Below are 23162 nucleotides of genomic sequence, written 5' to 3' on the forward strand. Positions count from 1 at the left end.
AGGGTATCGCGTTACTCTTGAGTGGCTTCAACCAGTGTTTCTTCGTCTGGAATCGTCACTTGGAGTTGAATGACACGACGGTTATCGGCAGCGGTGACTTTGAAGTTATAGCCTTCAATTTCAACCAGTTCACCACGAGAAGGCAGGTGACCAAAGGCAGTCATTACCATACCACCAACGGTATCCACCTCTTCATCGCTGAAGTTGGTGCCGAATGTCTCATTAAACTCTTCAATCGTTGTCAGAGCTCTGACAGCAAACGTATGTTTGCTTAGCTTACGAATGTCAGTCTCTTCCGACTCGTCAAACTCATCTTCGATATCACCAACAATTTCTTCAAGGATATCTTCAATGGTTACGAGGCCTGAAACGCCGCCGAATTCATCGACAACAATCGCCATATGATAGCGTTCTTCGCGGAACTCTTTTAGCAGGCGGTCGACCCGTTTGCTTTCCGGAACCACGACTGCAGGTCGAATTACTTCTTCAATATCAAATGGGTTGCTGCCTGAGCCTAAGTATTTGAGTAAGTCCTTCGCAAGTAGAATGCCTTCCACATGGTCTTTATCCTCGCTGATAACAGGGTAACGCGAGTGTTGAGCATCCGTGATTAGCGCGATTAGCGTATCTAAATCGTAAGTGCGCTCAACAGTAACCATTTGCGAACGCGGGATCATAATGTCACGCACGCGCATTTCGGAGATTTCCATAACACCTTCGAGCATATCGCGGGTGTCGTGGTCAATCAGGTCATTTTCTTCTGAGTCGCGGATAACATCCACAAGCTCTTGGCGGTCTTTAGGATCGCCCTGGAAAAGTTGACCTAGACGTTCAAAGAAGGACTTTCTACTCGGACCTTCTGCCTTTTCTTTCTTACCTTCGCTAGAAGAGGGAGAATTATCTTCGTTCATTGTTTCTCAATTAAGTAACGCTATCAGAAGTGTGATAGCTCACGTAGAAAGGCGAACACGAGGGTAATGTAGGTGATTCGCCTTTCCCTGTTGAGCAACCGAGGTTACTCTTTTTCAGCAATGTAAGGGTCTTCATAACCCATACCCTGCATGATTTCTGTTTCGAGGGACTCCATCTCTTCGGCTTCGTCATCCTCGATATGATCATAACCTAGCAGATGCAAGCTGCCATGTACAACCATATGCGCCCAATGTGCTAACAGAGGTTTATTCTGTTCTATCGCCTCTTTTTCAACTACTTGACGACAAATAATCAAGTCACCAAGCAGATCCATTTCCATACCCGGAGGTACTTCAAATGGGAAAGATAGCACATTAGTCGGTTTATCTTTACCACGATAGTCGTGATTTAAAGTGTGACTCTCTTGCTCATCGACGATACGAATGGTGACTTCTGCCTGCGGCTGAAACAGAGGAATGGTCTTATCCAGCCACAGTTGAAAGTCTTCCTGAGAAGGCAAGCCTTCTTCGTTTTCGACTGCCAGTTGAAGATCAAGTTCAATCGCCATCTTTATTCCTTAGTCGCAGTAACTTGAGCGCTTAGCTCAGCTTTTGCCGCTTCAAGCAGTTTGGCATCACGCTCTTCACGGCGACGCTTTTCAAACTCTTTACGCTCTTTCTGGTCTTGCGCTTCCCATTTCTCGTACGCGTTAACAATACGAGCCACAACAGGGTGACGCACAACGTCATCTGCCTGGAAGAAGTTAAAGCTGATGTCGTCGACTTCACTCAGTACTTCGATTGCGTGACGAAGACCTGATTTTGCACCGCGCGGCAAGTCAATCTGAGTCACGTCACCAGTGATGACTGCACGTGAGTTAAAGCCAATACGCGTCAGGAACATTTTCATTTGTTCTACGGTAGTGTTTTGGCTTTCATCCAGAATGATAAAGGCATCATTCAGGGTACGACCACGCATGTAAGCCAGTGGTGCAACTTCAATCACGTTACGCTCAATCAGTTTTTCCACGCGCTCAAAGCCTAGCATCTCGAACAGTGCGTCGTACAGTGGACGAAGGTATGGGTCAACCTTTTGGCTGAGATCGCCAGGCAGGAAGCCCAGTTTCTCACCCGCTTCAACCGCTGGACGAGTCAAAAGAATACGACGGATTTCTTGACGCTCTAAAGCATCAACCGCTGCCGCTACTGCAAGGTAAGTCTTACCTGTACCTGCCGGGCCAATACCAAACGAGATATCGTGAGTCACCATGTTAACCAAGTATTGAGCCTGGTTAGGAGTACGTGGTTTGATCACACCTTTTTTGGTTCTCACGAACACTTCTTTACCGTGTTCAATGTTTGATTCAGTGTTTTGTTCTAAAACGCCTGATTCTTTAATCGATAAATGGATCTGCTCAGGTTCGATGTCTGGGATCTCGCCACGCACAGGTGCGGTATCGACATAAAGTGATTTCAGGATATCCAGTGCAGCAGCAGAAGTGTGTGGTTTACCAACAATGGTAAAGTGGTCACTACGGTGGTTGATTTCAACGCCCAGACGGCGTTCTAAATGCTTGATGTTGTCATCGAAAGGACCGCACAGGCTAGCTAGTCGGCGGTTGTCTGAAGGTTCTAGGTTGATTTCTAGAGTTACTATTTTATTGCTCAATGTTGCCTCTCATTTTTGCCATTTACTGAGAGCCTGATAACGACCAGGCTCTCCATGGCTATTTGTACGAGCTTAAGGCGTAAAAGTAGCTACACCCAGCTCATCTTCGCGACGTGTTTTCGCCATCATTTGCGTTGGTGAAATCACACTACGAAGGTCCATGTCTTTTTCAGTACGTACTAGCTCACCACGCAATGAGTTTGCAAATACGTCTACAATTTTCACGTCTACGAACTGACCAATTAGGTCGGCGTTACCTTCAAAGTTTACTACACGGTTGTTTTCTGTACGAGCGCGCAGTTCCATTAGGTTTTTCTTAGAAGGGCCTTCAACCAGTACACGCTGCTCTGTACCAAGCATTAAGCGAGAGTAACGCATAGCTTGTTGGTTAATCGTTTGTTGAAGTTCGTATAGACGCTCTTTCTTCTCTTGTTCAGATACATCACATGGGTAATCCGCTGCTGGTGTACCAGGACGTGGAGAGAAGATAAAGCTGAAGCTCATGTCAAAGTCTACGTCTTTGATCAGCTTCATTGTGTCTTGGAAGTCTTTGTCTGTTTCACCAGGGAAACCAACGATAAAGTCAGAACTGATCTGAATATCAGGACGCGCTTTACGCAATTTACGGATGATAGACTTGTACTCGATGCTTGTATGTGGACGCTTCATCATGGTTAGGATACGGTCACTACCACTTTGTACTGGCAAGTGCAGGAAGCTTACTAGCTCTGGTGTATCTTCATAAACAGCAATGATGTCGTCTGTAAACTCTAGCGGGTGGCTAGTTGTGAAACGAATACGGTCGATACCATCGATAGATGCAACCAGACGAAGCAGTTCAGCGAATGAACAAATCTCACCGTCGTGCATTGGGCCGCGGTATGCGTTTACGTTTTGACCTAGTAGGTTAACTTCACGTACGCCTTGTTCCGCTAACTGAGCGATCTCGAACAATACGTCATCCATCGGACGGCTAACTTCCTCACCACGTGTGTATGGTACTACGCAGTAAGTACAGTACTTAGAACAGCCTTCCATAATTGAAACGAATGCCGTTGCACCTTCCGCGCGTGGCTCAGGCAGGCGGTCGAACTTCTCAATTTCTGGGAAAGAAATGTCCATGACTGGAGCATCGTCAGATTGAGACTGTTTGATCATCTCTGGCAGGCGGTGCAGAGTTTGTGGACCAAAAATAACGTCAACGTACGGTGCACGTTCACGAATGTGGTCGCCTTCTTGTGTTGCTACACAACCACCCACGCCGATGACTACGCCAGGTTTTTTATCTTTTAGTGTTTTCCAACGGCCAAGCTGGTGGAAAACTTTTTCTTGCGCTTTTTCACGGATCGAACAGGTGTTAAGTAGAAGTACGTCTGCTTCCTCTGGCTCTTCCGTCAGCTCATAGCCGTTTGCAGCATTAAGCAGGTCGGCCATTTTTGATGAATCGTATTCGTTCATCTGGCAGCCCCAGGTTTTAATTAGCAGTTTCTTACTCATCTCACTTTCGCTCGTTCAGTTGTACTTAAATCGGAGAGCTATTGCTCAAATTATAGCCGCCATCACGGCGGTAAGCGGCGTATTGTACTGCTTTAAAAAGCACCTGACTAGTGATCTGGCTAATTCTCTGCAAAGCCTGATGAAATCTAGGCTTTTGCCTTATATCGAACAAGGTTTTTTAGCTCGCAAATCAGGCAGAAACACTCGGTTTACAAATGGGTAAATTTACGCAGAGCCCGCATCTTTAGGAAGAGGGAAAATAAACCGTTTTGTAAATGGATTGGCTGAAAGTACAATTGAAAAGGCAATTTAATCAAGATAATGAAGAACAAAAAATGAACAGATATGACATCGCCGTAATCGGTGGAGGCATGGTTGGAGCGGCAATCGCGATAGGGTTCGCACAGCAGGGCAGAAGTGTTGTTGTCGTCGAAGGCTCAGAGCCAAAGGCGTTTGAACCGTCACAAGCGATGGACATTCGTGTATCCGCCATCTCACACCAATCCGTTAAGTTGCTTGAATCACTAGGTGCATGGGCATCGATCCAAGCGATGCGTGTCTGTCCTTACCGTCGTTTGGAAACATGGGAGCATCCAGAGTGCCGCACGCGATTCCATTCCGATGAACTGTCTCTAGAGCAACTTGGTTATATTGTTGAAAACCGCCTGATTCAGTTAGGTTTATGGCAAGCCTTCGATAACCATGACAACCTCACTGTAGAGTGTCCTGAACGCCTAAAAACAATCGAATTTGGTGACGTTAATCGAGTGACTTTAGAGAGTGGTAAGCAATTTGAGGCCCAATGGGTGATTGGCGCCGATGGTGCTAACTCAAAAGTGCGTCAGCTTGCCGGAATCGGGATCACGGCTTGGGATTATCGCCAACACTGTATGCTGATCAACGTAAAGACCGAGTTGCCTCAACAAGATATTACCTGGCAACAGTTTACGCCAAGTGGTCCTCGCTCTTTCTTACCTTTATGTTCACTTACTGAAGATGGTCAGGAAGTAGGGCAAGGATCTCTGGTTTGGTATGATTCGCCAAAACGCATCAAGCAACTTGGTGCCATGACCAAGCCACAATTAAAAAACGAAATTATAAGTTACTTCCCGAAAGAGTTAGGGGATATAGAGGTTCTGCAGTTTGGTTCATTCCCTTTAACTCGCCGTCATGCTCAGTCATATTCGAATAGAGGCTGTGTACTCGTCGGAGATTCCGCTCATACCATTAACCCGTTAGCTGGGCAGGGTGTGAACCTAGGCTTTAAAGATGTTGATGTGTTGCTGTCGGTTACACAAGGTCAGGAAGAACTCACTGAGCCGCTTTTGGCCAAATATGAGCGAGCACGTCGTCCTGATAATCTGTTAATGCAAACGGGTATGGACTTTTTCTACAAAGGCTTTAGCAATGATTTAGGGCCTTTGAAGCTTGCACGCAATGCGGCATTAAAGTTGGCTGAACATTCAGGGCCAATTAAAGCGCAAGTGTTGAAATACGCGTTGGGTATGTGATCAGAAATAAATAGCAGATAGAAAAAAAGCGAGCCAAGAGCTCGCTTTTTTAATTCGACAAATCAGAGATTCATCGAGTCCAGAAACAGAAAAAAGAAAAAACCCAGCAAACTAATGCTGGGTTTTCCGATAATGGTGCGGAAGGAGAGACTTGAACTCTCACACCTTGCGGCGCCAGAACCTAAATCTGGTGCGTCTACCAATTCCGCCACTTCCGCAACTTAATCTGTAGATATCAAGATAATTGGTAAAATCTCAATATCATTTTGTATGGCAGGGCTACCTGGATTCGAACCAGGGAATGGCGGCATCAAAAGCCGCTGCCTTACCGCTTGGCGATAGCCCTACAGGTATAGTCATGAGACTATGTCTTTCTAAAAAGAAAGAATGGTGCGGAAGGAGAGACTTGAACTCTCACACCTTACGGCGCCAGAACCTAAATCTGGTGCGTCTACCAATTCCGCCACTTCCGCATATTTTGATATTGTAGATGAGTTTAAGATGGTGCGGAAGGAGAGACTTGAACTCTCACACCTTGCGGCGCCAGAACCTAAATCTGGTGCGTCTACCAATTCCGCCACTTCCGCATCTTAAATCTACATGACTGTAAGCTTAGGCTTTCAATCTAATCAATGGTGGCTACGACGGGATTCGAACCTGTGACCCCATCATTATGAGTGATGTGCTCTAACCAGCTGAGCTACGTAGCCATCTCAAATTGTTTAATCAAGAATGGTGCGGAAGGAGAGACTTGAACTCTCACACCTTGCGGCGCCAGAACCTAAATCTGGTGCGTCTACCAATTCCGCCACTTCCGCATCTTGATCTTTAGATATTCAGATAATTGGTAAAATCTCAATATCATTCCTGTATTTCAAGGAAAATAATGGCAGGGCTACCTGGATTCGAACCAGGGAATGGCGGCATCAAAAGCCGCTGCCTTACCGCTTGGCGATAGCCCTACAAATAAATAGTCAAAAACTACTTATTATGAATAAATGGTGCGGAAGGAGAGACTTGAACTCTCACACCTTGCGGCGCCAGAACCTAAATCTGGTGCGTCTACCAATTCCGCCACTTCCGCAACTTATTCTGTAGTTATAAAGGTAATTGGTAAAACCTAAATAACGTTATAAATGGTGGCTACGACGGGATTCGAACCTGTGACCCCATCATTATGAGTGATGTGCTCTAACCAGCTGAGCTACGTAGCCATCTCAAATTGTTTAATCAAGAATGGTGCGGAAGGAGAGACTTGAACTCTCACACCTTGCGGCGCCAGAACCTAAATCTGGTGCGTCTACCAATTCCGCCACTTCCGCATCTTGATCTTTAGATATTCAGATAATTGGTAAAATCTCAATATCGTTTTGTATGGCAGGGCTACCTGGATTCGAACCAGGGAATGGCGGCATCAAAAGCCGCTGCCTTACCGCTTGGCGATAGCCCTACAGGCAGTAGTTTTCACTACTTAAAATATGGTGCGGAAGGAGAGACTTGAACTCTCACACCTTACGGCGCCAGAACCTAAATCTGGTGCGTCTACCAATTCCGCCACTTCCGCAACTTAATCTATAGACATCAAGATAATTGGTAAAATCTCAACGTCGTTGTATATGGCAGGGCTACCTGGATTCGAACCAGGGAATGGCGGCATCAAAAGCCGCTGCCTTACCGCTTGGCGATAGCCCTACAGGCAGTAGTTTTCACTACTTAAAATATGGTGCGGAAGGAGAGACTTGAACTCTCACACCTTACGGCGCCAGAACCTAAATCTGGTGCGTCTACCAATTCCGCCACTTCCGCATAATTACTGAGAAAACTCAATAATTTAAATAGTGGCAGGTCTACCTGGATTCGAACCAGGGAATGGCGGCATCAAAAGCCGCTGCCTTACCGCTTGGCGATAGACCTGCAGGCAGTAGTTTTACAACTACTTAAAATATGGTGCGGAAAGAGAGACTTGAACTCTCACACCTTGCGGCGCCAGAACCTAAATCTGGTGCGTCTACCAATTCCGCCATTTCCGCATATATTCTTTAATAGAGTTAAATCAAGATGGTGCGGAAGGAGAGACTTGAACTCTCACACCTTGCGGCGCCAGAACCTAAATCTGGTGCGTCTACCAATTCCGCCACTTCCGCGTCTTGAACTCTATAAACCATCAGTTAATTGGTAAAAACTAATAGTTGTTTTTCTTTATCACAAAGATAGTTCTTTCAAAAAGAAAGAATGGTGGCTACGACGGGATTCGAACCTGTGACCCCATCATTATGAGTGATGTGCTCTAACCAGCTGAGCTACGTAGCCATCTTTTTGAGCGAGACAATATAAACCTTCGCGCTCTAAGTGACAACCCCTTTATCAAGGAATCTCCACTTTGAATAGTGGCAGGTCTACCTGGATTCGAACCAGGGAATGGCGGCATCAAAAGCCGCTGCCTTACCGCTTGGCGATAGACCTGCAGGCAGTAGTCTTACAACTACTTAAAATATGGTGCGGAAGGAGAGACTTGAACTCTCACACCTTGCGGCGCCAGAACCTAAATCTGGTGCGTCTACCAATTCCGCCACTTCCGCATCTATTCCTAATCACTCTTTCAAAGAGCATTTAGAAATGGTGGCTACGACGGGATTCGAACCTGTGACCCCATCATTATGAGTGATGTGCTCTAACCAGCTGAGCTACGTAGCCAAAACCATATTTTTCGTTCTCAACACTTCGTTGCCTTGTTGTCGGGAACGGCGCGCATTATGCGAAGTTGAGTAAGATCCGTCAACAGTTTTTTTAAATAAATCTCGGAAAAAACCTCGTTCGCTTCCTTTTTAAACAAAGAGGCGTGTTTATGATCTAAAACTGGAAAAAAAATCGCTTGCAGCTAGGTAGTTAACTTCAGGTCTTTTGTTGAAGGGATAAAAAAAGCCAGCAATCATGCTGGCTTTTTATGTAAATGAAGTGTTTAAAATTCATTCATTTAATTAAACGTTGAAGCGGAAGTGAATAACATCACCGTCTTTTACGATGTATTCTTTACCTTCTAGACGCCATTTACCTGCGTCTTTCGCACCACTTTCACCGTTGAATTCGATGAAGTCGTCGTAACCAACAACTTCCGCACGGATGAAGCCTTTTTCAAAGTCAGTGTGGATCTTCGCTGCTGCTTTTGGCGCGGTTGCACCGACAGGGATTGTCCATGCACGAACTTCTTTTACGCCAGCGGTAAAGTAAGTTTGTAGGTTTAGCAGTTCGTAACCTGCGCGAATCACGCGGTTCAGACCTGGCTCTTCGATGCCTAGGTCTGCCAGGAACTCTTCACGCTCGTCATCTTCTAGCTCAGCCATTTCTGACTCGATAGCCGCACATACAGGAACAACAACGTTGTTTTCTTTTGCTGCAAATTCACGTACAGCATCTAGGTATGCGTTGTCTTCAAAACCATCTTCGTTCACGTTAGCGATGTACATGGTTGGCTTTAGCGTTAGGAAGTTTAGGTAGCCAATTGCAGCTAGTTCTTCTTTAGCAAGCTCAACGGTACGTGCTGAACCGCCTTCTGTTAGCACTGGAAGAAGCTTTTCAAGCACAGTTAGCTCGAATTTCGCGTCTTTATCACCGCCTTTTGCTTTCTTTGCGTTACGCTGGATCGCGCGCTCACAAGAATCAAGGTCAGCCATTGCTAGCTCAAGGTTGATAACTTCAATATCTTCAATTGGAGATACTTTACCTGCTACGTGAACGATGTTGTCGTTTTCGAAACAACGTACAACGTGGCCGATCGCGTCAGTTTCACGGATGTTTGCCAGGAATTTGTTACCTAGACCTTCACCACGTGATGCACCCGCTACCAGACCGGCGATGTCGACGAATTCCATTGTAGTAGGCAGCACTTTCTGTGGGTTAACGATCTTTGCTAGTGCATCTAGACGTAGATCTGGCACAGGAACTACACCAGTGTTTGGTTCGATCGTACAGAACGGGAAGTTTGCTGCTTCGATGCCTGCTTTAGTTAGTGCGTTAAACAGAGTTGATTTACCAACGTTAGGTAGACCAACGATGCCACATTTAAAACCCATGATAGTAACCTTATTCAGCTTTGAACGTGTGGAGGCGATTTTGTGCTTTTGATAGGCCATCCTTGATCAGAATGTCTAGACAACGTACCGATTCATCGGTCGCGGCGTCCAAAAGCTCTTGTTCTTTAGCTGGAGCTTTACCTAGTACAAAACCTGCCACTTTATCTTTGTGTCCCGGATGGCCAATGCCGATACGAAGACGATAAAAATCTTTGTTGTTGCTTAATTTGCTTATTGTGTCACGCAGGCCATTGTGACCACCGTGACCGCCACCTTTTTTAAACTTAGCGACACCTGGCGGTAAGTCTAGCTCGTCATGAGCAACCATGATCTCTTCTGGTTTTATTTGGTAAAACTTCGCCATCGCGGCGATGGATTTTCCCGAAAGATTCATGAAAGTGGTTGGGATAAGCAAACGGAGATCCTGTCCGTTGACCATGATACGTCCGGTCAATCCGAAGAACTTTGGTTCGTTCTTCAGCGTAATGTTGTGAACGCGTGCTAATTCTTCTACAACCCAAGCGCCCGCATTATGGCGAGTTTTGGCGTATTCTGGTCCCGGATTAGCAAGACCAACGAGAAGTTTGATTGGTTGACTCAAGGTTAGGATCTCTCTGGAATCTCAAAAAGCGCAGTATGATAGCACAGAAAACTGACAGTGGGGGAACTCGGTTGAGATTGATCATTTCCTCAATGTGCCACCATTGGCTGTGTCCTGCGCACAAATAAAAAACACCCCAAAAGGGGTGTTTTAAAAATCAGTGTAACTGAAATGTCCGAATTAGTTGAACATTGCAGAAATTGACTCTTCGTTGCTGATACGACGAATCGCTTCAGCCAGCATGCGAGATAGGCTTAGTGTAGTTACTTTACCTGTCGCTTCCATCTCTTTAGACATAGTGATTGAGTCGGTTACGATCACTTGGTCTAGTACAGAGTTGCCGATGTTTTGTGCCGCGTTACCTGAGAATACAGCGTGAGTTGCGTAAGCGAATACACGCTTAGCACCGCGCTCTTTCAGCGCTTCTGCTGCTTTACATAGTGTGCCGCCAGTGTCGATCATGTCATCAACGATCACGCAGTCGCGACCTTCAACATCACCGATTAGGTTCATCACTTCAGAAACGTTTGCACGTGGACGACGCTTATCAACGATAGCGATATCGATATCACCTAGCGCTTTTGCCGTTGCACGAGCACGGACAACACCACCAAGGTCAGGAGAAACCACTACAGGGTTTTCCAGGCCACGAGCTTGCATGTCTTCTAGTAGTACTGGAGTACCGAAGATGTTGTCTACAGGTACATCGAAGAAGCCTTGAATCTGCTCTGCGTGTAGGTCGATAGTCAGAACGCGGTCAACACCAACGTTAGATAGGAAATCAGCAACAACTTTTGCAGTAATTGGCACACGAGAAGAACGTACACGACGGTCTTGACGAGCGTAACCAAAGTAAGGGATAACTGCAGTGATACGGCCTGCTGAAGCACGGCGCATTGCATCAATCATAACAACCAATTCCATTAGGTTGTCGTTAGTCGGTGCACAAGTGGATTGAATGATGAAAACATCGCTACCACGAACATTCTCATTGATTTGAACTGCAACTTCGCCATCAGAAAAGCGAGAAACAGATGCATCACCAAGAGAGATGTAAAGACGATCAGCAATACGTTGGGCTAGTTCAGGTGTTGCATTACCAGCAAATAGCTTCATATCAGGCACGGTGGAAACCTCGGGTTTGCGTCCAGTTTTAATTAGGTCGGTGTGTGGCTGATTGGTATTCAGCCAGAGTCTCTTTTAATGGCGAAATATTGCGCCCTTGAGCGACAAATGCCGAGACATCATCAGAGAGTTGCGCAAGGAGAGTTTCTGCTTCTGATTTGCTCGAAAATTCAGCAAAAACGCAAGATCCTGTCCCAGTCAATCTTGACGGCGCGTATTGTAGCAGCCAAGAAAGTTGCTTATCAACCTCCGGATAGAGCATTCGGACAATTTTTTCGCAATCGTTTACGTTTGGTGTGTCCAAAAGTGTGGCTAGATCTCGTTTTGCGGTGTTTCGTGTTAAATCTGGGTGACGAAATACGTCAACGGTCGCGATCGAGACGTTAGGTCTTACGACGAGGTACCACTTTTCTTCTGGATAAGCCGGAGAAAGCTTTTCTCCGACACCTTCAGCAAAGGCAGCAAACCCACGTACAAATACTGGCACGTCAGCGCCAAGTTTCAAGCCAATTTGAGCAAGTTCATCATCACTGAGATTCAGTTGCCAAAGGTAGTTAAGTGCCACCAGAGTTGTCGCGGCGTTCGATGATCCGCCACCAATCCCACCGCCCATCGGCAAAACTTTTTTAAGATCAATGTGCGCACCTAAATGACATTGTGCGTATTCTTGCAGCGCAGTCGCGGCCTTCCAAATCAAATTATCTTGAAGAGGAACACCTTCAATTTCCGGAGTTAGGGTGATGTTTCCAGTCTTATTGGCTTGAATGGTGAGTTCGTCACCATGATCCACGAATTGGAAAAGCGTTTGGAGTTCGTGATAACCGTTTTCGGTTCGGCCATTGATGTAAAGAAAGAGATTCAATTTCGCCGGTGAAGGCCAGCGGGTTGAAATGTCGATCATTGGGTGATGTTCCATTTGGTGATCAGGAGGTTTATTTTAACGTCCGACGTAGTCAGCTTTAATCGGTTTGGTAGCGGCAGTGCTTGCTCATGCCATTTTACATCGCTGTAGCGTTGGTAATCGATGTTCCAGTCGTTTAAGCCAATCTGCTTATTCAAGGCTTGCAGTGTATTGGTTGAGGAGAGTTTGAACGTGTCTGCGTTGGTTGGTAAACCGAGTAGCCAGTCAGGCATATGCTCTACCGGCATCATTAATCCGGTCAATTGGAATATTAGTTGGTTGGCATGACGCGCAGAAAGCACCTGGTCATCGTAAGTCTCTACCGTAGCACCGTCTGGAGTGATGGTTAGGTTTAATGCGGTTTGACCAAGAATCGTCGTCAAACGCAGTTGACTGAGTGCCGTTGAGTGTTTCCAGAAGAAATTAAGATTTTGTCTTTGGTCTGGCCCAATATAGCCAAGTTTGCCAGTTACTTGAAAATCATGAATCGCTTCAAGTTTTTTTTCGTGTGTTTGCCATTCCACGCTGGTGATACTTTCCGGAACAGAGCCACAGCCAGCGAGTATCAGACTCGACAAGACAAATATTATAAAGGGGCGTAAGGTCATGTTTGATGGCTTATTAATCAGTTTCATCGGTATTCGCTCACAACTATAGCATTGAAAAGTCGCAGTTAGGAAAACAAATCCGGCTTGCCCTTTCAATAAATGCGTGCTTACAGTAAAATTCTGAACCTATTTCATAATCGATCTCAGAGATACCACGTTAGATGTCCTTGCTTGCTATTGGAATTAATCACAATACAGCGTCTGTCGACTTGCGCGAGAAGGTGGCGTTTGGACCGGATAAACTCGGCCCGGCCCTCGAGCAACTTAGAAAGCACGAAGCGGTAAACGGCAGTGTTATTATTTCAACCTGTAACCGAACCGAGTTGTATTGCGACGTAAAGCAAGGGGCACGTAACAAGCTAATCGATTGGCTGGTTGAGTTTCATGACGTGAGCCGGGAAGAGCTGATGCCGAGTTTGTATGTGCATGAAGAGCAATCTGCTATCAAGCACTTAATGCGCGTCTCATGCGGTCTCGATTCTCTGGTATTGGGTGAGCCGCAGATTTTAGGACAAGTGAAGCAATCTTTTTCCGACTCGCGTGAACACCAAACGGTTGATGCGTCGATTGATAAGCTTTTCCAAAAAACTTTTTCTGTTGCGAAACGTGTGCGTACAGAGACGGATATTGGTGGCAATGCCGTGTCGGTGGCCTATGCGGCATGTACACTGGCGAAACATATTTTTGAATCACTGTCTGACTCTACGGTTCTTTTGGTTGGTGCGGGAGAAACCATTGAACTGGTTGCCAAACACTTAGCCTCTAACGGCTGCTCTAAAATGATTGTGGCTAACCGCACCAAAGAGCGCGCACAAGGATTAGCGGACCAGTTTGGAGCAGAGGTGATCAGCTTAAACGAAATTCCTGATCACCTTGCCAGAGCAGATATTGTTATTAGTTCTACGGCAAGCCCGCTGCCTATTATTGGCAAAGGTATGGTCGAAACGGCGCTGAAAAAACGTCGTCATCAACCTATCTTACTGGTTGATATCGCGGTACCGCGCGACGTAGAGCCTCAAGTTGGTGAGCTTAATGACGCTTACCTGTACTCTGTTGATGACCTGCAGTCGATTATTGACAGCAATATTGAGCAGAGAAAAGTAGAAGCCATTCAGGCAGAAGCGATTGTGAGTGAGGAAAGTGCTGCGTTTATGACGTGGTTGCGTTCACTACAAGCGGTCGACAGTATTCGCGATTATCGCGAGTCAGCAAACAATATACGTGAAGATTTATTGAGCAAAAGCTTGCAATCATTGGCGGCTGGCACAGACCCGGAAAAAGTTCTGCGCGAGCTCAGTAATAAACTCACCAATAAACTGATTCACGCCCCAACTCGAGCACTTCAGAGTGCAGCGGAGCAAGGCGAACCAGCAAAATTAACGATTATCCGCCAAACACTCGGTTTGGATGATCTATAACTCACGCTTTTTATTAAGAAAACGACACTATGAAAGCCTCTATTCTGACTAAGCTAGAAACGCTAGTAGAACGTTACGAAGAAGTTCAACATCTTCTTGGTGATCCTGACGTAATTGGAGATCAGGATAAATTCCGTGCTCTATCTAAAGAGTACTCTCAGCTAGAAGAAGTAACTAAGTGCTTCCAGGCTTATCAACAAGCGCAAGATGATCTTATCGCCGCTGAAGAGATGGCTAACGAAGACGACGAAGAAATGCGTGAAATGGCGCAAGAAGAGATCAAAGAAGCGAAAGCTACTATCGAGCGCCTTGCTGATGAACTGCAAATTCTTCTTCTGCCAAAAGATCCAAACGACGATCGCAACTGTTTCCTGGAAATTCGTGCAGGTGCCGGTGGTGATGAAGCGGGTATTTTCGCGGGTGATCTATTCCGTATGTACAGCAAGTACGCGGAGAAAAAAGGCTGGCGCATTGAAGTGATGTCTTCAAATGAAGCTGAGCACGGCGGTTACAAAGAGATGATTGCCAAAGTAAGCGGCGATGGTGCTTACGGTGTATTGAAATTTGAGTCAGGCGGCCACCGTGTACAGCGTGTTCCAGCAACTGAATCTCAAGGCCGAGTGCATACTTCTGCTTGTACCGTTGCGGTTATGGCTGAAATTCCTGAAGCTGAAATCCCAGAGATTAAAGCAGCAGACCTTAAAATCGATACTTTCCGTGCTTCTGGCGCGGGTGGTCAGCACGTTAACACCACCGATTCTGCAATCCGTATTACCCACTTACCAACGGGTACCGTGGTAGAGTGTCAGGACGAGCGTTCACAGCACAAAAACAAAGCGAAAGCGATGGCCGTTCTTGCTGCACGTATTATTCAGGCTGAAGAAGCGAAGCGCGCGGCTGAAGTGTCAGACACTCGTCGTAACTTGCTAGGTTCTGGTGACCGTAGTGACCGTATTCGCACTTACAACTACCCTCAAGGTCGCGTTTCAGACCATCGCATCAACCTGACGGTTTACCGTTTGAATGAAGTGATGGAAGGTGACCTGCAAAGCTTGATCGACCCTGTTGTTCAAGAGCACCAAGCAGACCAACTAGCGGCGCTAGCTGAGAACGCTTAATCGATGACTCAAGTTCAATCTATTGAGCAAGCACTGAAAAGTGCCACAGCAAAACTGACAGAGGGCGGCAAAGAGTCGCCTTCTCTCGATGCGGCAGTCCTGCTTTGTCATGTCCTTGGCAAACCAAGAAGTTATCTACTTACCTGGCCTGAACGAATCCTAGAAGCTGAACAACAAGTGCAGTTTGATGCTTTGCTTGAGAGACGTTTAGCGGGTGAACCGGTTGCCTATATTATTGGTGAGCGTGAGTTCTGGTCTTTGCCACTGAAAGTTTCCCCTTCTACTTTGATTCCAAGACCGGATACCGAGCGCTTGGTGGAAGTTGCCTTAGATAAAACCTTTGAGCAGAGTGGTTCTATCCTAGATTTGGGTACTGGAACGGGTGCTATCGCTTTAGCTTTGGCTTCTGAGATGCCGAATCGTCAGGTGATGGGTGTCGATCTTAAGCAAGAAGCGAAAGAGTTGGCCGAGTACAATGCTGAGCAACTCAATATCAAAAATGTGACGTTTGCTCAGGGAAGTTGGTTCGAACCTGTTGCTCCGGGAACAAAGTTTGCTCTTATTGTTTCTAATCCCCCGTATATCGATGAGAAAGATCCGCACTTAGCTCAAGGTGATGTGCGTTTTGAACCCAAATCTGCACTTGTGGCTGATGAAGGCGGGTTGGCGGATATTCGTCATATCTCTGATGCTGCTCGTCAGTACCTTGAAGAGGGCGGTTGGCTTGTTTTCGAGCACGGCTACGATCAGGGGCAAGCGGTGAGAGACATCATGTGTAGCTTTGGCTATCAACAAGTCGTTACTGAACAAGATTACGCTGGCAATGACCGGGTGACCCTTGGTTGTTTTGCCGCTGAACAATAACGAGAAAGTCAGCAAATTTAAACTAAGAGAAGAAAAATGTACGTAGCTCTAAAACATATTCACCTCGTGACCATTGCACTTAGTGCGACATTGTTGTCGATTCGCTTTGTGTTAATGATGATGAACTCGCCAAAACGTAACAACCGTTTTTTGAAAGTGTTCCCGCATATTGTTGATACTGCGCTACTCGTATCTGGTATCGCTCTGATCTTCGTAACAGGCTTCATTCCATTCACTGACGCAGCGCCTTGGTTAACCAACAAGATCACTTGCGTGTTAGCGTACATTGCTCTGGGCTTCTTCGCTTTGAAGTTAGCCAAAAACAAACTACTACAAATTTTCGGTTTCTTCGGCGCATTAGGCTGGTTAGTGATGGCCGCTAATATTGCAGTGTCTAAGAGTCCGACTTTATTTGGGTAACAGTCATGGTTGAGTTTTTTGACGAAGATTTTGACAATATGGCGTTGGTGGAAGGCGCGTTAGAGCTTAACAAGTCTGTCGATCCTGAGACGAATGTACATTGGGCAAAACAAGAGCTGGAACGCCTATACCAAGAAGCTGAAGTGGCTTTGGTTCATGAAACGAATGAAGAGCAGCGCTTCGATTCGTTTTTACGCCTATTCTTCCAGGAGTGGGGCTTTAAAGGCGATGACCAAGAGTATTTTAACTCTGATAACAGCTTTATCGATAAAGTGTTAGAGCGTAAAAAAGGCATTCCAGTCAGTTTGGGCTCGATTTTATTGTATCTGGGTAACAAGCTCGGTTTCCCGTTAAAAGGCATTACTTTTCCAACGCAGTTTTTGCTGAAAATTGATTGGATGCACAAGACGCCAGATTACATTAATCCGTTTAACGGCGAATACGTAGGCGAACGAATTCTTCAGGCTTGGTTAATTGGCCAAGACGGCCCACTAGCACAGCTCAAGCCGGAGCATTTCGAAGAAGCGGACAATCCGACAGTTATTGGCCGTTGGCTTGCGCTGATCAAAAGTGCCATGCTACGTGAAGAGCGCTACACGTTGGCACTACGTTGTACCAACCTCGCACTGACGTTTGTACCAGATGACCCATATGAGATTCGAGATCGCGGGTTTATCTTTCAGCAGTTAGAGTGCCATCAGGTCGCGGCGTCTGATTTCCAGTACTTTATTGACCAGTGCCCGGATGATCCGGCTTCAGAGCTACTAAAATCACAAGTAAACGTGATGACTGAGAAGCACACCACACTACACTAATGTTACCGATAGGCGCTCTGAAGCTTATCGTGAATAGAAAAAGAGAATCAAAATGGAACAGAAAATCGTTAATATTGGCGACATTCAGGTTGCTAACGACAAGCCATTCACCCTATTTGCAGGTATGAACGTTCTCGAGTCTCGTGATCTTGCGATGCAGATCTGTGAGCACTACGTAAAAGTAACTGAAAAACTGGGTATTCCTTACGTATTTAAGGCGTCGTTCGACAAAGCAAACCGCAGTTCTGTTCACTCATACCGTGGCCCTGGCCTTGAAGAAGGTATGAAGATCTTCCAGGAGCTTAAAGACACCTTTGGCGTGAAAATTATCACGGATGTTCACACTGAAGCTCAGGCACAGCCAGTTGCAGACGTAGTGGATGTTATTCAGCTTCCTGCGTTCCTAGCACGTCAAACTGACCTTGTTGAAGCGATGGCGAAAACAGGCGCGGTTATCAACGTGAAAAAACCTCAGTTTATGAGCCCTGGTCAGGTGGGTAACATCGTAGAGAAGTTTGCAGAGTGTGGTAACGATAAAATCATTCTATGTGAACGCGGTTCATGCCATGGTTACGACAACCTAGTGGTAGACATGCTTGGTTTTGGCGTTATGAAAAACGCTTCAAAAGGCAGCCCAATTATTTTTGACGTGACGCACTCTCTACAAATGCGTGACCCATCAGGCGCGGCATCTGGCGGTCGTCGTGAACAGACGGTTGAATTGGCAAAAGCAGGCCTTGCAACAGGCATTGCGGGCTTATTCATCGAAGCCCACCCGAACCCAGATCAAGCACGTTGTGATGGTCCTTCTGCGCTGCCACTGGACAAGCTAGAACCATTCTTGGCGCAAATGAAGTCACTTGACGACCTTATCAAGAGCTTTGCGGACATCGACATTAAATAAGTAATGTTACCAAACGAGAAAATAGCCAGCTCTATGTTGGCTATTTTTTTGTCTGGAATAACCGAAGTCTCAAACTGTCATTGTTAAATTTGAGATCAGATGACAATTGGCCATAATTAAAAATCAATACGTTAGAATAGCCCACTTGTCGTTTCGTACTTTCGTGAAGTGGCCGATAAACGTATTTAATAAAGTACAACAGCAGTGGATTCAGAAAAGAAAAGGTAAAACAATGAAGCAGCGTCTGATGGTAAAAACCGCCTTGAGTGCGGTCATTCTGGCTACTCTTGCCGGATGTGCAACCCAACCCGCCCATGAATGGAAAACAGATACCACTTACCGGTTAACGGTACTGCATACTAACGATCACCATGGTCGTTTTTGGCAGAACAAATATGCCGAATACGGTATGGCAGCACGTAAAACACTGATTGATGATTTACGTGAAGAGGTAGAAGCGGAGGGGGGAAGTCTTTTGCTTCTCTCTGGTGGTGATATCAACACGGGTGTTCCTGAGTCAGATTTACAAGATGCGGAACCTGACTTTAAAGGCATGAGCAAAATTGGCTATGATGCGATGGCACTCGGCAATCATGAGTTTGATAATCCGTTAGACGTTTTGTTTAAGCAGCAGGAATGGGCGACTTTCCCAATGTTGTCCGCCAATATCTATTCGAAAGAAACTGGTAAACGGATGTTCCAGCCTTATGCAATGTTCAATAAGCAAGGCATTAAGATCGCCGTTATTGGCCTGACAACAGAAGATACTGCGAAGTTAGGTAACCCTGAATACATAGGTCAAGTGGACTTCCGTGATCCAAAAGAGGAAGCGAAAAAACTGATCGCTGAGCTGAAAAAGACCGAATATCCTGATTTGATCTTTGCTGTCACTCATATGGGACACTATGAAAACGGCAACCGTGGCATTAATGCGCCGGGTGATGTAGCGTTAGCGCGTTATTTAAGTGAAGGTGATTTGGACATGATTGTCGGCGGCCACTCGCAAGAGCCTGTTTGTATGGAAGGCCCAAATGTCATGAAGCAAAACTTCAAGCCGGGTGATGAGTGCCAGCCAGATCAACAAAACGGGACTTACATCGTTCAAGCCTATGAGTGGGGTAAGTATGTCGGTCGTGCAGATTACGAGTTTCGTAACGGTGAGCTTTCGATGGTGAGTTACGACCTTATTCCGGTCAACTTGAAGAAGAAAGTGGAAATTAATGGGCAATCAGAGCGCGTTCTGGTTGAAGATGAAATTGCTCAGGATGAATCGATGCTGGAGTTCCTGCGTCCTTATCAAGAGAAAGGTCAGGGGCAGCTGAATGTAAAAATTGCGGAGTCAAATGGCAAGCTGGAAGGTGATCGTGATGTGGTGCGATTTAAGCAAACCAATCTTGGCCGTCTGATTGCAACTGCTCATATGGAACGCGCCAAAGCAGACTTTGCGGTGATGAACTCGGGTGGTGTTCGCGATTCGATTGAGAAAGGGGACATTACCTATAAAGACGTCCTGACGGTTCAACCATTCGGCAATATGGTGACTTACGTAGACATGTCGGGCCAAGAAGTTCTGGACTATCTGAATGTTGTCGCGACCAAACCTGTTGACTCGGGCGCATATGCTCAGTTTGCGGGCATCGCTTTAACTATTGAAAATGGCGAGGTGACCAACGTCTTTATTGGTGACCAACAGCTTCGCTTGGATGGCAACTATCGTTTTACGGTACCAAGTTATAACGCGGCGGGTGGTGATGGTTATCCGAAAATTGATAACCATGCAGGCTACGTGAATACGGGCTTTACCGATGCTGAAGTATTAAAATATTATCTCGAGTCTCACAGTCCGATCGATGTCAACCGTTACGCACCTACCGGGCAAATCAAATACGCAACTGACAATGTTATTTATCAATAACGCCAGATAGCGAAAAAGCGATTGACTCAAAATCGCTGATATCATTAACTAAAAACGCAGCTTCATTTATCGCAAGCTGCGTTTTTTATTTTGATAAGGAGAATCTTGATGACTCCGGCCATTAATCTTGCGAAAAAGAAAAAAGTGCCACATACCATACATCAGTATGAACATGATCCAAGAGCCGATAGCTACGGCTTGGAAGCTGCTGAAGTATTGGGACAAGATCCAAAAAAAGTATTTAAAACCTTGCTGTTTTGTTTAAACGGCGAGCCTAGAAATCTTGCAGTAGCCATCATTCCCGTTGACCAGAAATTGAATCTTAAGCTGGCAGCTAAAGCGGCAAAGGGAAAGAAGGCGGACATGGCAGACCCAGACATCGCTCAGAAAACAACGGGCTATGTGGTGGGCGGTATTAGCCCGCTTGGACAAAAGAAAGCGCTCCCCACTTTTTTACACGAAAGCGCCAAAGAGCAAGAAACCGTTTGTGTGAGTGCTGGTAAGCGTGGGTTGGAAATAGAGCTGACCCCACAAGATTTGCTGACCTTAACTCGTGGTCAATTTGCACCTTTGTGTTTATAAGTGGCAACCTAAGAGTGACAGATAAATAAAAAGGACGCACTGGCGTCCTTTCTGTTCTACATGCTGCGATAAATTATTTTTTCAAGCTTAATGTATTGCCACTACGTTTTACTGGTTGAGATGGCTTAGCCGCGTTTGGATTGTCGTAACGCACTTTTTGTTTCGTCGGTTTACGATCGGAGTCCTGCGCTTTCGCTTTAAAGCTCTCTTTGTTTGGACGAGAATGGTCATTGTCCGGACGTCGTCTTTGTTGACCTTTCTTAGAGTTAGGTGCATGACGGAACTCATCGGCATTGTTGCCACGGAAGGTACGCGGCTTTTGGTTACGACGAGCGGTTGAATCTTGGTTTTCGTCACGACTATCAAACAGTTTAGCGTCTGTTGCTTTTCGAATGTTACGCCCTTTAGAATCCACTTTAGAGGCTTCTTCAGTACCAACCGAACCATCACACATCGCCATGATTTCAGCGACTTCCGCATCTGTAAGGTAACGCCATTTACCGTTCGGAATACCATCTAGGGAGATATTCATAATACGCACGCGACGTAGTTTGTATACCTCATAACCCAGAGCTTCACACATACGGCGGATCTGACGGTTCAAACCCTGAGTCAGCACAATTCGAAACGAGAACTTGGTTTCTTTGGTCACTTTACAAGGAAGCGTTACCGTATCGAGGATTTTCACACCGCTCGACATCTGTTTAAGAAACTCACCAGTGATTGGTTTATCGACGCGCACCACGTACTCTTTTTCGTGGTTGTTACCTGCACGAAGAATTTTGTTAACGATGTCACCGTCGTTAGTCAAAAAGATCAGACCGTCAGACGGTTTATCTAGGCGACCAATAGGGAAAATGCGTTTTTTATGTCCAATAAAGTCGACAATGTTGCCCGGTACATCACGTTCTGTAGTACAGGTAATGCCGGTCGGTTTGTTTAACGCGATATAAACAGGTTTCTCTTTTGCAGCGACAGGTTTGCCATCGACACAAACATCATCGCCTGGTAAGACTTTTGTGCCCATTTCTGGTTGCTTACCATTAATCGTGACACGACCTTGCTCTATCAGTCTGTCAGCCTCTCGGCGTGAACAATAGCCTGTTTCACTAATAAACTTATTTAAGCGTTTAGAATTATCTTGTGACATGTTGTACTCCTAACGTTTCACAACGGCGGTGAATAAAGTATCCCAGCTAATGCTAGCGAAGGGGAAAATAAGGTCGGGCATTCTAGCACCGACAAGAAACTTAGCCTAACCGTTTTTGATGGCGTTCTCGGTTTTCCAGCTTCTTATCTGGACTCTTTCTTAACAACACGTAGACGGCTCCGCTACCACCGTGAAAGCGCTGCGCACTGTGAACACACTGCACTTCTTTAATTTGCTGTAGCCAACTGCTGACGAAGCTCTTCATTAACGCTGGTGGATTAGACCGTTCACCTCGACCATGAACAATGACAACCGTGCGAATGTCCATTGATATACATTGTTTCAGGAATTTTACGACTTCATCACGTGCTTCTTTCAGTGTTTTTCTGTGTAAGTCTAAACGTGCCTGAATCGGATACTTGCCTAAGCGTAGTTTGCGGTATACGCCGTCTTGCACACCATCACGTTTGAACTCGACAAAGTCGTCGGGCTTGAGCATTTCGGCATGATCGAGAGAGAGATACTCTGGGTCGTCCTCTGTTAACCATATAGCCGCTTCTCGCTTAGCAAGGTGTGCATCGGTTACTTGGTGAACTTTCTTGTGCTCTGCGGTGTCTTGAGTGATTGGCTTTACATCACCCATCATTTGTTGGAACAACTCAAAATCGTCATCGTGAGACATAGTGGCGATCTCATAAAGAACAGGATAGGTACAGGTGATTATATCAATGAGATGAGGGAAAAGATCAATAAAAAACCGGAGTAGGCAAGTAACCGACTCCGGTGCAAAGCGTTTATAGGGCTAAGCGAGATCTAGTGAGGAGATTTATCGTTCATGATCTTGTACATGAAGAAACCGCCATAAAACAACATTAGACCGATCGCTCCGAAGATTACTATCATCGATGATAGACCTACTGCATTACCAAATAGGAGATCAAGCCAAAAGTCCATATGTTTCCTCCAAGATATTCCCGATAGACACAAATTAATTGTTGGTGTTTTTTCGCACACTGATCTGGATCAATTATGTTGCTGAGGTTAATGAACTGTATTTTATTGTGGGTTGTCAGTCACATTTTG

21 protein-coding genes and 21 tRNA genes are annotated in these 23162 nt (G+C 45.8%); 9 read left to right on the top strand and 33 right to left on the bottom strand.

Annotation, left to right across the window (positions count from 1 at the left end; genetic code table 11):
- Window positions 1–11: 11 nt before the first annotated feature.
- From corC to miaB, 4 genes are all read right to left on the bottom strand, one after another.
- The gene (corC, locus tag DBX26_RS03495) at window positions 12–911 is read right to left on the bottom strand and encodes a CNNM family magnesium/cobalt transport protein CorC (protein WP_014231055.1); all 900 of its coding nucleotides are present in this window, start codon (window positions 909–911) and stop codon (window positions 12–14) included.
- Window positions 912–1015: 104 nt separating this feature from the next.
- Window positions 1016–1480, bottom strand: a complete 465-nt coding sequence (gene ybeY / locus DBX26_RS03500) for an rRNA maturation RNase YbeY (protein ID WP_014231056.1) — start codon at window positions 1478–1480, stop codon at window positions 1016–1018.
- A 2-nt stretch (window positions 1481–1482) separates the two neighbouring features.
- On the bottom strand, window positions 1483–2580 hold the full coding sequence (locus DBX26_RS03505) for a PhoH family protein (RefSeq protein ID WP_014231057.1): 1098 nt from the start codon (window positions 2578–2580) through the stop codon (window positions 1483–1485).
- Window positions 2581–2652: 72 nt separating this feature from the next.
- The gene (gene miaB / locus DBX26_RS03510; protein WP_118117878.1) at window positions 2653–4077 is read right to left on the bottom strand and encodes a tRNA (N6-isopentenyl adenosine(37)-C2)-methylthiotransferase MiaB; all 1425 of its coding nucleotides are present in this window, start codon (window positions 4075–4077) and stop codon (window positions 2653–2655) included.
- A gap of 335 nt (window positions 4078–4412) precedes the next feature.
- Between miaB and DBX26_RS03520 the strand changes: the two genes are divergently transcribed.
- Entirely contained in the window at window positions 4413–5588 is a 1176-nt protein-coding gene (locus tag DBX26_RS03520; protein WP_118119741.1) for a 2-octaprenyl-3-methyl-6-methoxy-1,4-benzoquinol hydroxylase, read from the top strand.
- A gap of 133 nt (window positions 5589–5721) precedes the next feature.
- Here DBX26_RS03520 and DBX26_RS03525 read toward each other — a convergent pair.
- The 26 genes from DBX26_RS03525 to lolB all read right to left on the bottom strand — a co-directional run bounded on the left by DBX26_RS03525 (window position 5722) and on the right by lolB (window position 12920).
- Window positions 5722–5806, bottom strand: a tRNA-Leu gene (locus tag DBX26_RS03525).
- A 53-nt stretch (window positions 5807–5859) separates the two neighbouring features.
- A tRNA-Gln gene (locus tag DBX26_RS03530) sits at window positions 5860–5934 on the bottom strand.
- A 42-nt stretch (window positions 5935–5976) separates the two neighbouring features.
- Window positions 5977–6061 (bottom strand) — tRNA-Leu (locus DBX26_RS03535).
- A 29-nt stretch (window positions 6062–6090) separates the two neighbouring features.
- A tRNA-Leu gene (locus DBX26_RS03540) sits at window positions 6091–6175 on the bottom strand.
- Window positions 6176–6221: 46 nt separating this feature from the next.
- A tRNA-Met gene (locus tag DBX26_RS03545) sits at window positions 6222–6298 on the bottom strand.
- Between the two features lie 23 nt (window positions 6299–6321).
- A tRNA-Leu gene (locus DBX26_RS03550) sits at window positions 6322–6406 on the bottom strand.
- 69 nt (window positions 6407–6475) lie between these two features.
- A tRNA-Gln gene (locus tag DBX26_RS03555) sits at window positions 6476–6550 on the bottom strand.
- Window positions 6551–6587: 37 nt separating this feature from the next.
- Window positions 6588–6672 (bottom strand) — tRNA-Leu (locus DBX26_RS03560).
- A gap of 53 nt (window positions 6673–6725) precedes the next feature.
- Window positions 6726–6802: transfer RNA gene (locus DBX26_RS03565), tRNA-Met, on the bottom strand.
- A gap of 23 nt (window positions 6803–6825) precedes the next feature.
- A tRNA-Leu gene (locus tag DBX26_RS03570) sits at window positions 6826–6910 on the bottom strand.
- Window positions 6911–6963: 53 nt separating this feature from the next.
- Window positions 6964–7038 (bottom strand) — tRNA-Gln (locus DBX26_RS03575).
- Window positions 7039–7067: 29 nt separating this feature from the next.
- A tRNA-Leu gene (locus DBX26_RS03580) sits at window positions 7068–7152 on the bottom strand.
- Between the two features lie 53 nt (window positions 7153–7205).
- A tRNA-Gln gene (locus DBX26_RS03585) sits at window positions 7206–7280 on the bottom strand.
- Between the two features lie 29 nt (window positions 7281–7309).
- A tRNA-Leu gene (locus tag DBX26_RS03590) sits at window positions 7310–7394 on the bottom strand.
- A 33-nt stretch (window positions 7395–7427) separates the two neighbouring features.
- Window positions 7428–7502: transfer RNA gene (locus DBX26_RS03595), tRNA-Gln, on the bottom strand.
- Between the two features lie 31 nt (window positions 7503–7533).
- Window positions 7534–7618, bottom strand: a tRNA-Leu gene (locus DBX26_RS03600).
- Between the two features lie 29 nt (window positions 7619–7647).
- A tRNA-Leu gene (locus DBX26_RS03605) sits at window positions 7648–7732 on the bottom strand.
- Between the two features lie 89 nt (window positions 7733–7821).
- Window positions 7822–7898, bottom strand: a tRNA-Met gene (locus DBX26_RS03610).
- Window positions 7899–7976: 78 nt separating this feature from the next.
- Window positions 7977–8051, bottom strand: a tRNA-Gln gene (locus tag DBX26_RS03615).
- A 31-nt stretch (window positions 8052–8082) separates the two neighbouring features.
- Window positions 8083–8167: transfer RNA gene (locus DBX26_RS03620), tRNA-Leu, on the bottom strand.
- 38 nt (window positions 8168–8205) lie between these two features.
- Window positions 8206–8282, bottom strand: a tRNA-Met gene (locus DBX26_RS03625).
- Window positions 8283–8566: 284 nt separating this feature from the next.
- Window positions 8567–9658: a redox-regulated ATPase YchF gene (gene ychF / locus DBX26_RS03630; RefSeq protein WP_014231060.1), complete on the bottom strand. Its 1092-nt coding sequence runs from the start codon at window positions 9656–9658 to the stop codon at window positions 8567–8569.
- Between the two features lie 10 nt (window positions 9659–9668).
- A complete protein-coding gene (gene pth, locus DBX26_RS03635) occupies window positions 9669–10259 on the bottom strand; it encodes an aminoacyl-tRNA hydrolase (RefSeq protein WP_014231061.1) in 591 nt (196 codons plus the stop codon).
- Window positions 10260–10439: 180 nt separating this feature from the next.
- Window positions 10440–11384, bottom strand: coding sequence for a ribose-phosphate pyrophosphokinase (locus tag DBX26_RS03640; protein WP_014231062.1), 945 nt, complete (start codon window positions 11382–11384; stop codon window positions 10440–10442).
- A gap of 28 nt (window positions 11385–11412) precedes the next feature.
- Window positions 11413–12285: a 4-(cytidine 5'-diphospho)-2-C-methyl-D-erythritol kinase gene (ispE, locus tag DBX26_RS03645; RefSeq protein ID WP_020333321.1), complete on the bottom strand. Its 873-nt coding sequence runs from the start codon at window positions 12283–12285 to the stop codon at window positions 11413–11415.
- The gene (gene lolB, locus DBX26_RS03650) at window positions 12282–12920 is read right to left on the bottom strand and encodes a lipoprotein insertase outer membrane protein LolB (RefSeq protein WP_118117882.1); all 639 of its coding nucleotides are present in this window, start codon (window positions 12918–12920) and stop codon (window positions 12282–12284) included. Before lolB ends, ispE begins: the two co-directional genes overlap by 4 nt.
- A 134-nt stretch (window positions 12921–13054) precedes the next feature.
- On the opposite strand from lolB, the gene hemA reads away from it, so the two are divergent.
- The 8 genes from hemA to ybaK all read left to right on the top strand — a co-directional run bounded on the left by hemA (window position 13055) and on the right by ybaK (window position 20929).
- Window positions 13055–14311, top strand: a complete 1257-nt coding sequence (gene hemA / locus DBX26_RS03655; protein WP_014231065.1) for a glutamyl-tRNA reductase — start codon at window positions 13055–13057, stop codon at window positions 14309–14311.
- Window positions 14312–14340: 29 nt separating this feature from the next.
- Window positions 14341–15429, top strand: coding sequence for a peptide chain release factor 1 (prfA, locus tag DBX26_RS03660; protein ID WP_014231066.1), 1089 nt, complete (start codon window positions 14341–14343; stop codon window positions 15427–15429).
- Window positions 15430–15432: 3 nt separating this feature from the next.
- Window positions 15433–16293 (top strand): peptide chain release factor N(5)-glutamine methyltransferase, encoded by an 861-nt coding sequence (gene prmC, locus DBX26_RS03665; RefSeq protein WP_118117884.1) that lies wholly within the window; start codon window positions 15433–15435, stop codon window positions 16291–16293.
- Window positions 16294–16329: 36 nt separating this feature from the next.
- Window positions 16330–16713, top strand: coding sequence for a SirB2 family protein (locus tag DBX26_RS03670; protein WP_014231068.1), 384 nt, complete (start codon window positions 16330–16332; stop codon window positions 16711–16713).
- A 5-nt stretch (window positions 16714–16718) separates the two neighbouring features.
- Complete coding sequence (locus DBX26_RS03675; RefSeq protein ID WP_014231069.1) at window positions 16719–17528, top strand: SirB1 family protein; 810 nt, start codon at window positions 16719–16721, stop codon at window positions 17526–17528.
- A gap of 52 nt (window positions 17529–17580) precedes the next feature.
- Window positions 17581–18432, top strand: a complete 852-nt coding sequence (kdsA, locus tag DBX26_RS03680; protein WP_005384095.1) for a 3-deoxy-8-phosphooctulonate synthase — start codon at window positions 17581–17583, stop codon at window positions 18430–18432.
- A gap of 232 nt (window positions 18433–18664) precedes the next feature.
- Window positions 18665–20347: a bifunctional UDP-sugar hydrolase/5'-nucleotidase UshA gene (ushA, locus tag DBX26_RS03685; protein ID WP_118117886.1), complete on the top strand. Its 1683-nt coding sequence runs from the start codon at window positions 18665–18667 to the stop codon at window positions 20345–20347.
- Window positions 20348–20455: 108 nt separating this feature from the next.
- Window positions 20456–20929: a Cys-tRNA(Pro) deacylase gene (gene ybaK, locus DBX26_RS03690; protein WP_065296447.1), complete on the top strand. Its 474-nt coding sequence runs from the start codon at window positions 20456–20458 to the stop codon at window positions 20927–20929.
- A gap of 73 nt (window positions 20930–21002) precedes the next feature.
- Here ybaK and rluF read toward each other — a convergent pair whose 3' ends face one another.
- From rluF to DBX26_RS03705, 3 genes are all read right to left on the bottom strand, one after another.
- Window positions 21003–22079 carry a 23S rRNA pseudouridine(2604) synthase RluF gene (rluF, locus tag DBX26_RS03695; protein WP_118117889.1) on the bottom strand — a complete coding sequence of 359 codons (1077 nt, stop codon included), beginning with the start codon at window positions 22077–22079 and terminating at the stop codon, window positions 21003–21005.
- 100 nt (window positions 22080–22179) lie between these two features.
- Window positions 22180–22761, bottom strand: coding sequence for a DNA endonuclease SmrA (smrA, locus tag DBX26_RS03700; RefSeq protein ID WP_014231073.1), 582 nt, complete (start codon window positions 22759–22761; stop codon window positions 22180–22182).
- Window positions 22762–22892: 131 nt separating this feature from the next.
- Entirely contained in the window at window positions 22893–23033 is a 141-nt protein-coding gene (locus DBX26_RS03705; RefSeq protein WP_014231074.1) for a DUF3149 domain-containing protein, read from the bottom strand.
- Between the last annotated feature and the right edge of the window lie 129 nt (window positions 23034–23162).

This window comes from Vibrio sp. dhg, from assembly GCF_003443775.1.
In the GTDB taxonomy this organism is placed as follows: domain Bacteria; phylum Pseudomonadota; class Gammaproteobacteria; order Enterobacterales; family Vibrionaceae; genus Vibrio; species Vibrio natriegens.

Excerpts from the sequence above, each read along its gene's own strand:
- ushA (WP_118117886.1), top strand. The coding sequence starts at position 18,665 with ATGAAGCAGCGTCTGATGGTAAAAACCGCCTTGAGTGCGGTCATTCTG.
- prfA (WP_014231066.1), top strand. The coding sequence starts at position 14,341 with ATGAAAGCCTCTATTCTGACTAAGCTAGAAACGCTAGTAGAACGTTAC.
- lolB (WP_118117882.1), bottom strand. The coding sequence starts at position 12,920 with ATGAAACTGATTAATAAGCCATCAAACATGACCTTACGCCCCTTTATA.
- ybaK (WP_065296447.1), top strand. The coding sequence starts at position 20,456 with ATGACTCCGGCCATTAATCTTGCGAAAAAGAAAAAAGTGCCACATACC.
- miaB (WP_118117878.1), bottom strand. The coding sequence starts at position 4,077 with ATGAGTAAGAAACTGCTAATTAAAACCTGGGGCTGCCAGATGAACGAA.
- rluF (WP_118117889.1), bottom strand. The coding sequence starts at position 22,079 with ATGTCACAAGATAATTCTAAACGCTTAAATAAGTTTATTAGTGAAACA.
- hemA (WP_014231065.1), top strand. The coding sequence starts at position 13,055 with ATGTCCTTGCTTGCTATTGGAATTAATCACAATACAGCGTCTGTCGAC.
- DBX26_RS03705 (WP_014231074.1), bottom strand. The coding sequence starts at position 23,033 with ATGGACTTTTGGCTTGATCTCCTATTTGGTAATGCAGTAGGTCTATCA.
- kdsA (WP_005384095.1), top strand. The coding sequence starts at position 17,581 with ATGGAACAGAAAATCGTTAATATTGGCGACATTCAGGTTGCTAACGAC.
- corC (WP_014231055.1), bottom strand. The coding sequence starts at position 911 with ATGAACGAAGATAATTCTCCCTCTTCTAGCGAAGGTAAGAAAGAAAAG.
- DBX26_RS03675 (WP_014231069.1), top strand. The coding sequence starts at position 16,719 with ATGGTTGAGTTTTTTGACGAAGATTTTGACAATATGGCGTTGGTGGAA.
- DBX26_RS03520 (WP_118119741.1), top strand. The coding sequence starts at position 4,413 with ATGAACAGATATGACATCGCCGTAATCGGTGGAGGCATGGTTGGAGCG.
- ychF (WP_014231060.1), bottom strand. The coding sequence starts at position 9,658 with ATGGGTTTTAAATGTGGCATCGTTGGTCTACCTAACGTTGGTAAATCA.
- ybeY (WP_014231056.1), bottom strand. The coding sequence starts at position 1,480 with ATGGCGATTGAACTTGATCTTCAACTGGCAGTCGAAAACGAAGAAGGC.
- ispE (WP_020333321.1), bottom strand. The coding sequence starts at position 12,285 with ATGATCGACATTTCAACCCGCTGGCCTTCACCGGCGAAATTGAATCTC.
- prmC (WP_118117884.1), top strand. The coding sequence starts at position 15,433 with ATGACTCAAGTTCAATCTATTGAGCAAGCACTGAAAAGTGCCACAGCA.
- DBX26_RS03670 (WP_014231068.1), top strand. The coding sequence starts at position 16,330 with ATGTACGTAGCTCTAAAACATATTCACCTCGTGACCATTGCACTTAGT.
- smrA (WP_014231073.1), bottom strand. The coding sequence starts at position 22,761 with ATGTCTCACGATGACGATTTTGAGTTGTTCCAACAAATGATGGGTGAT.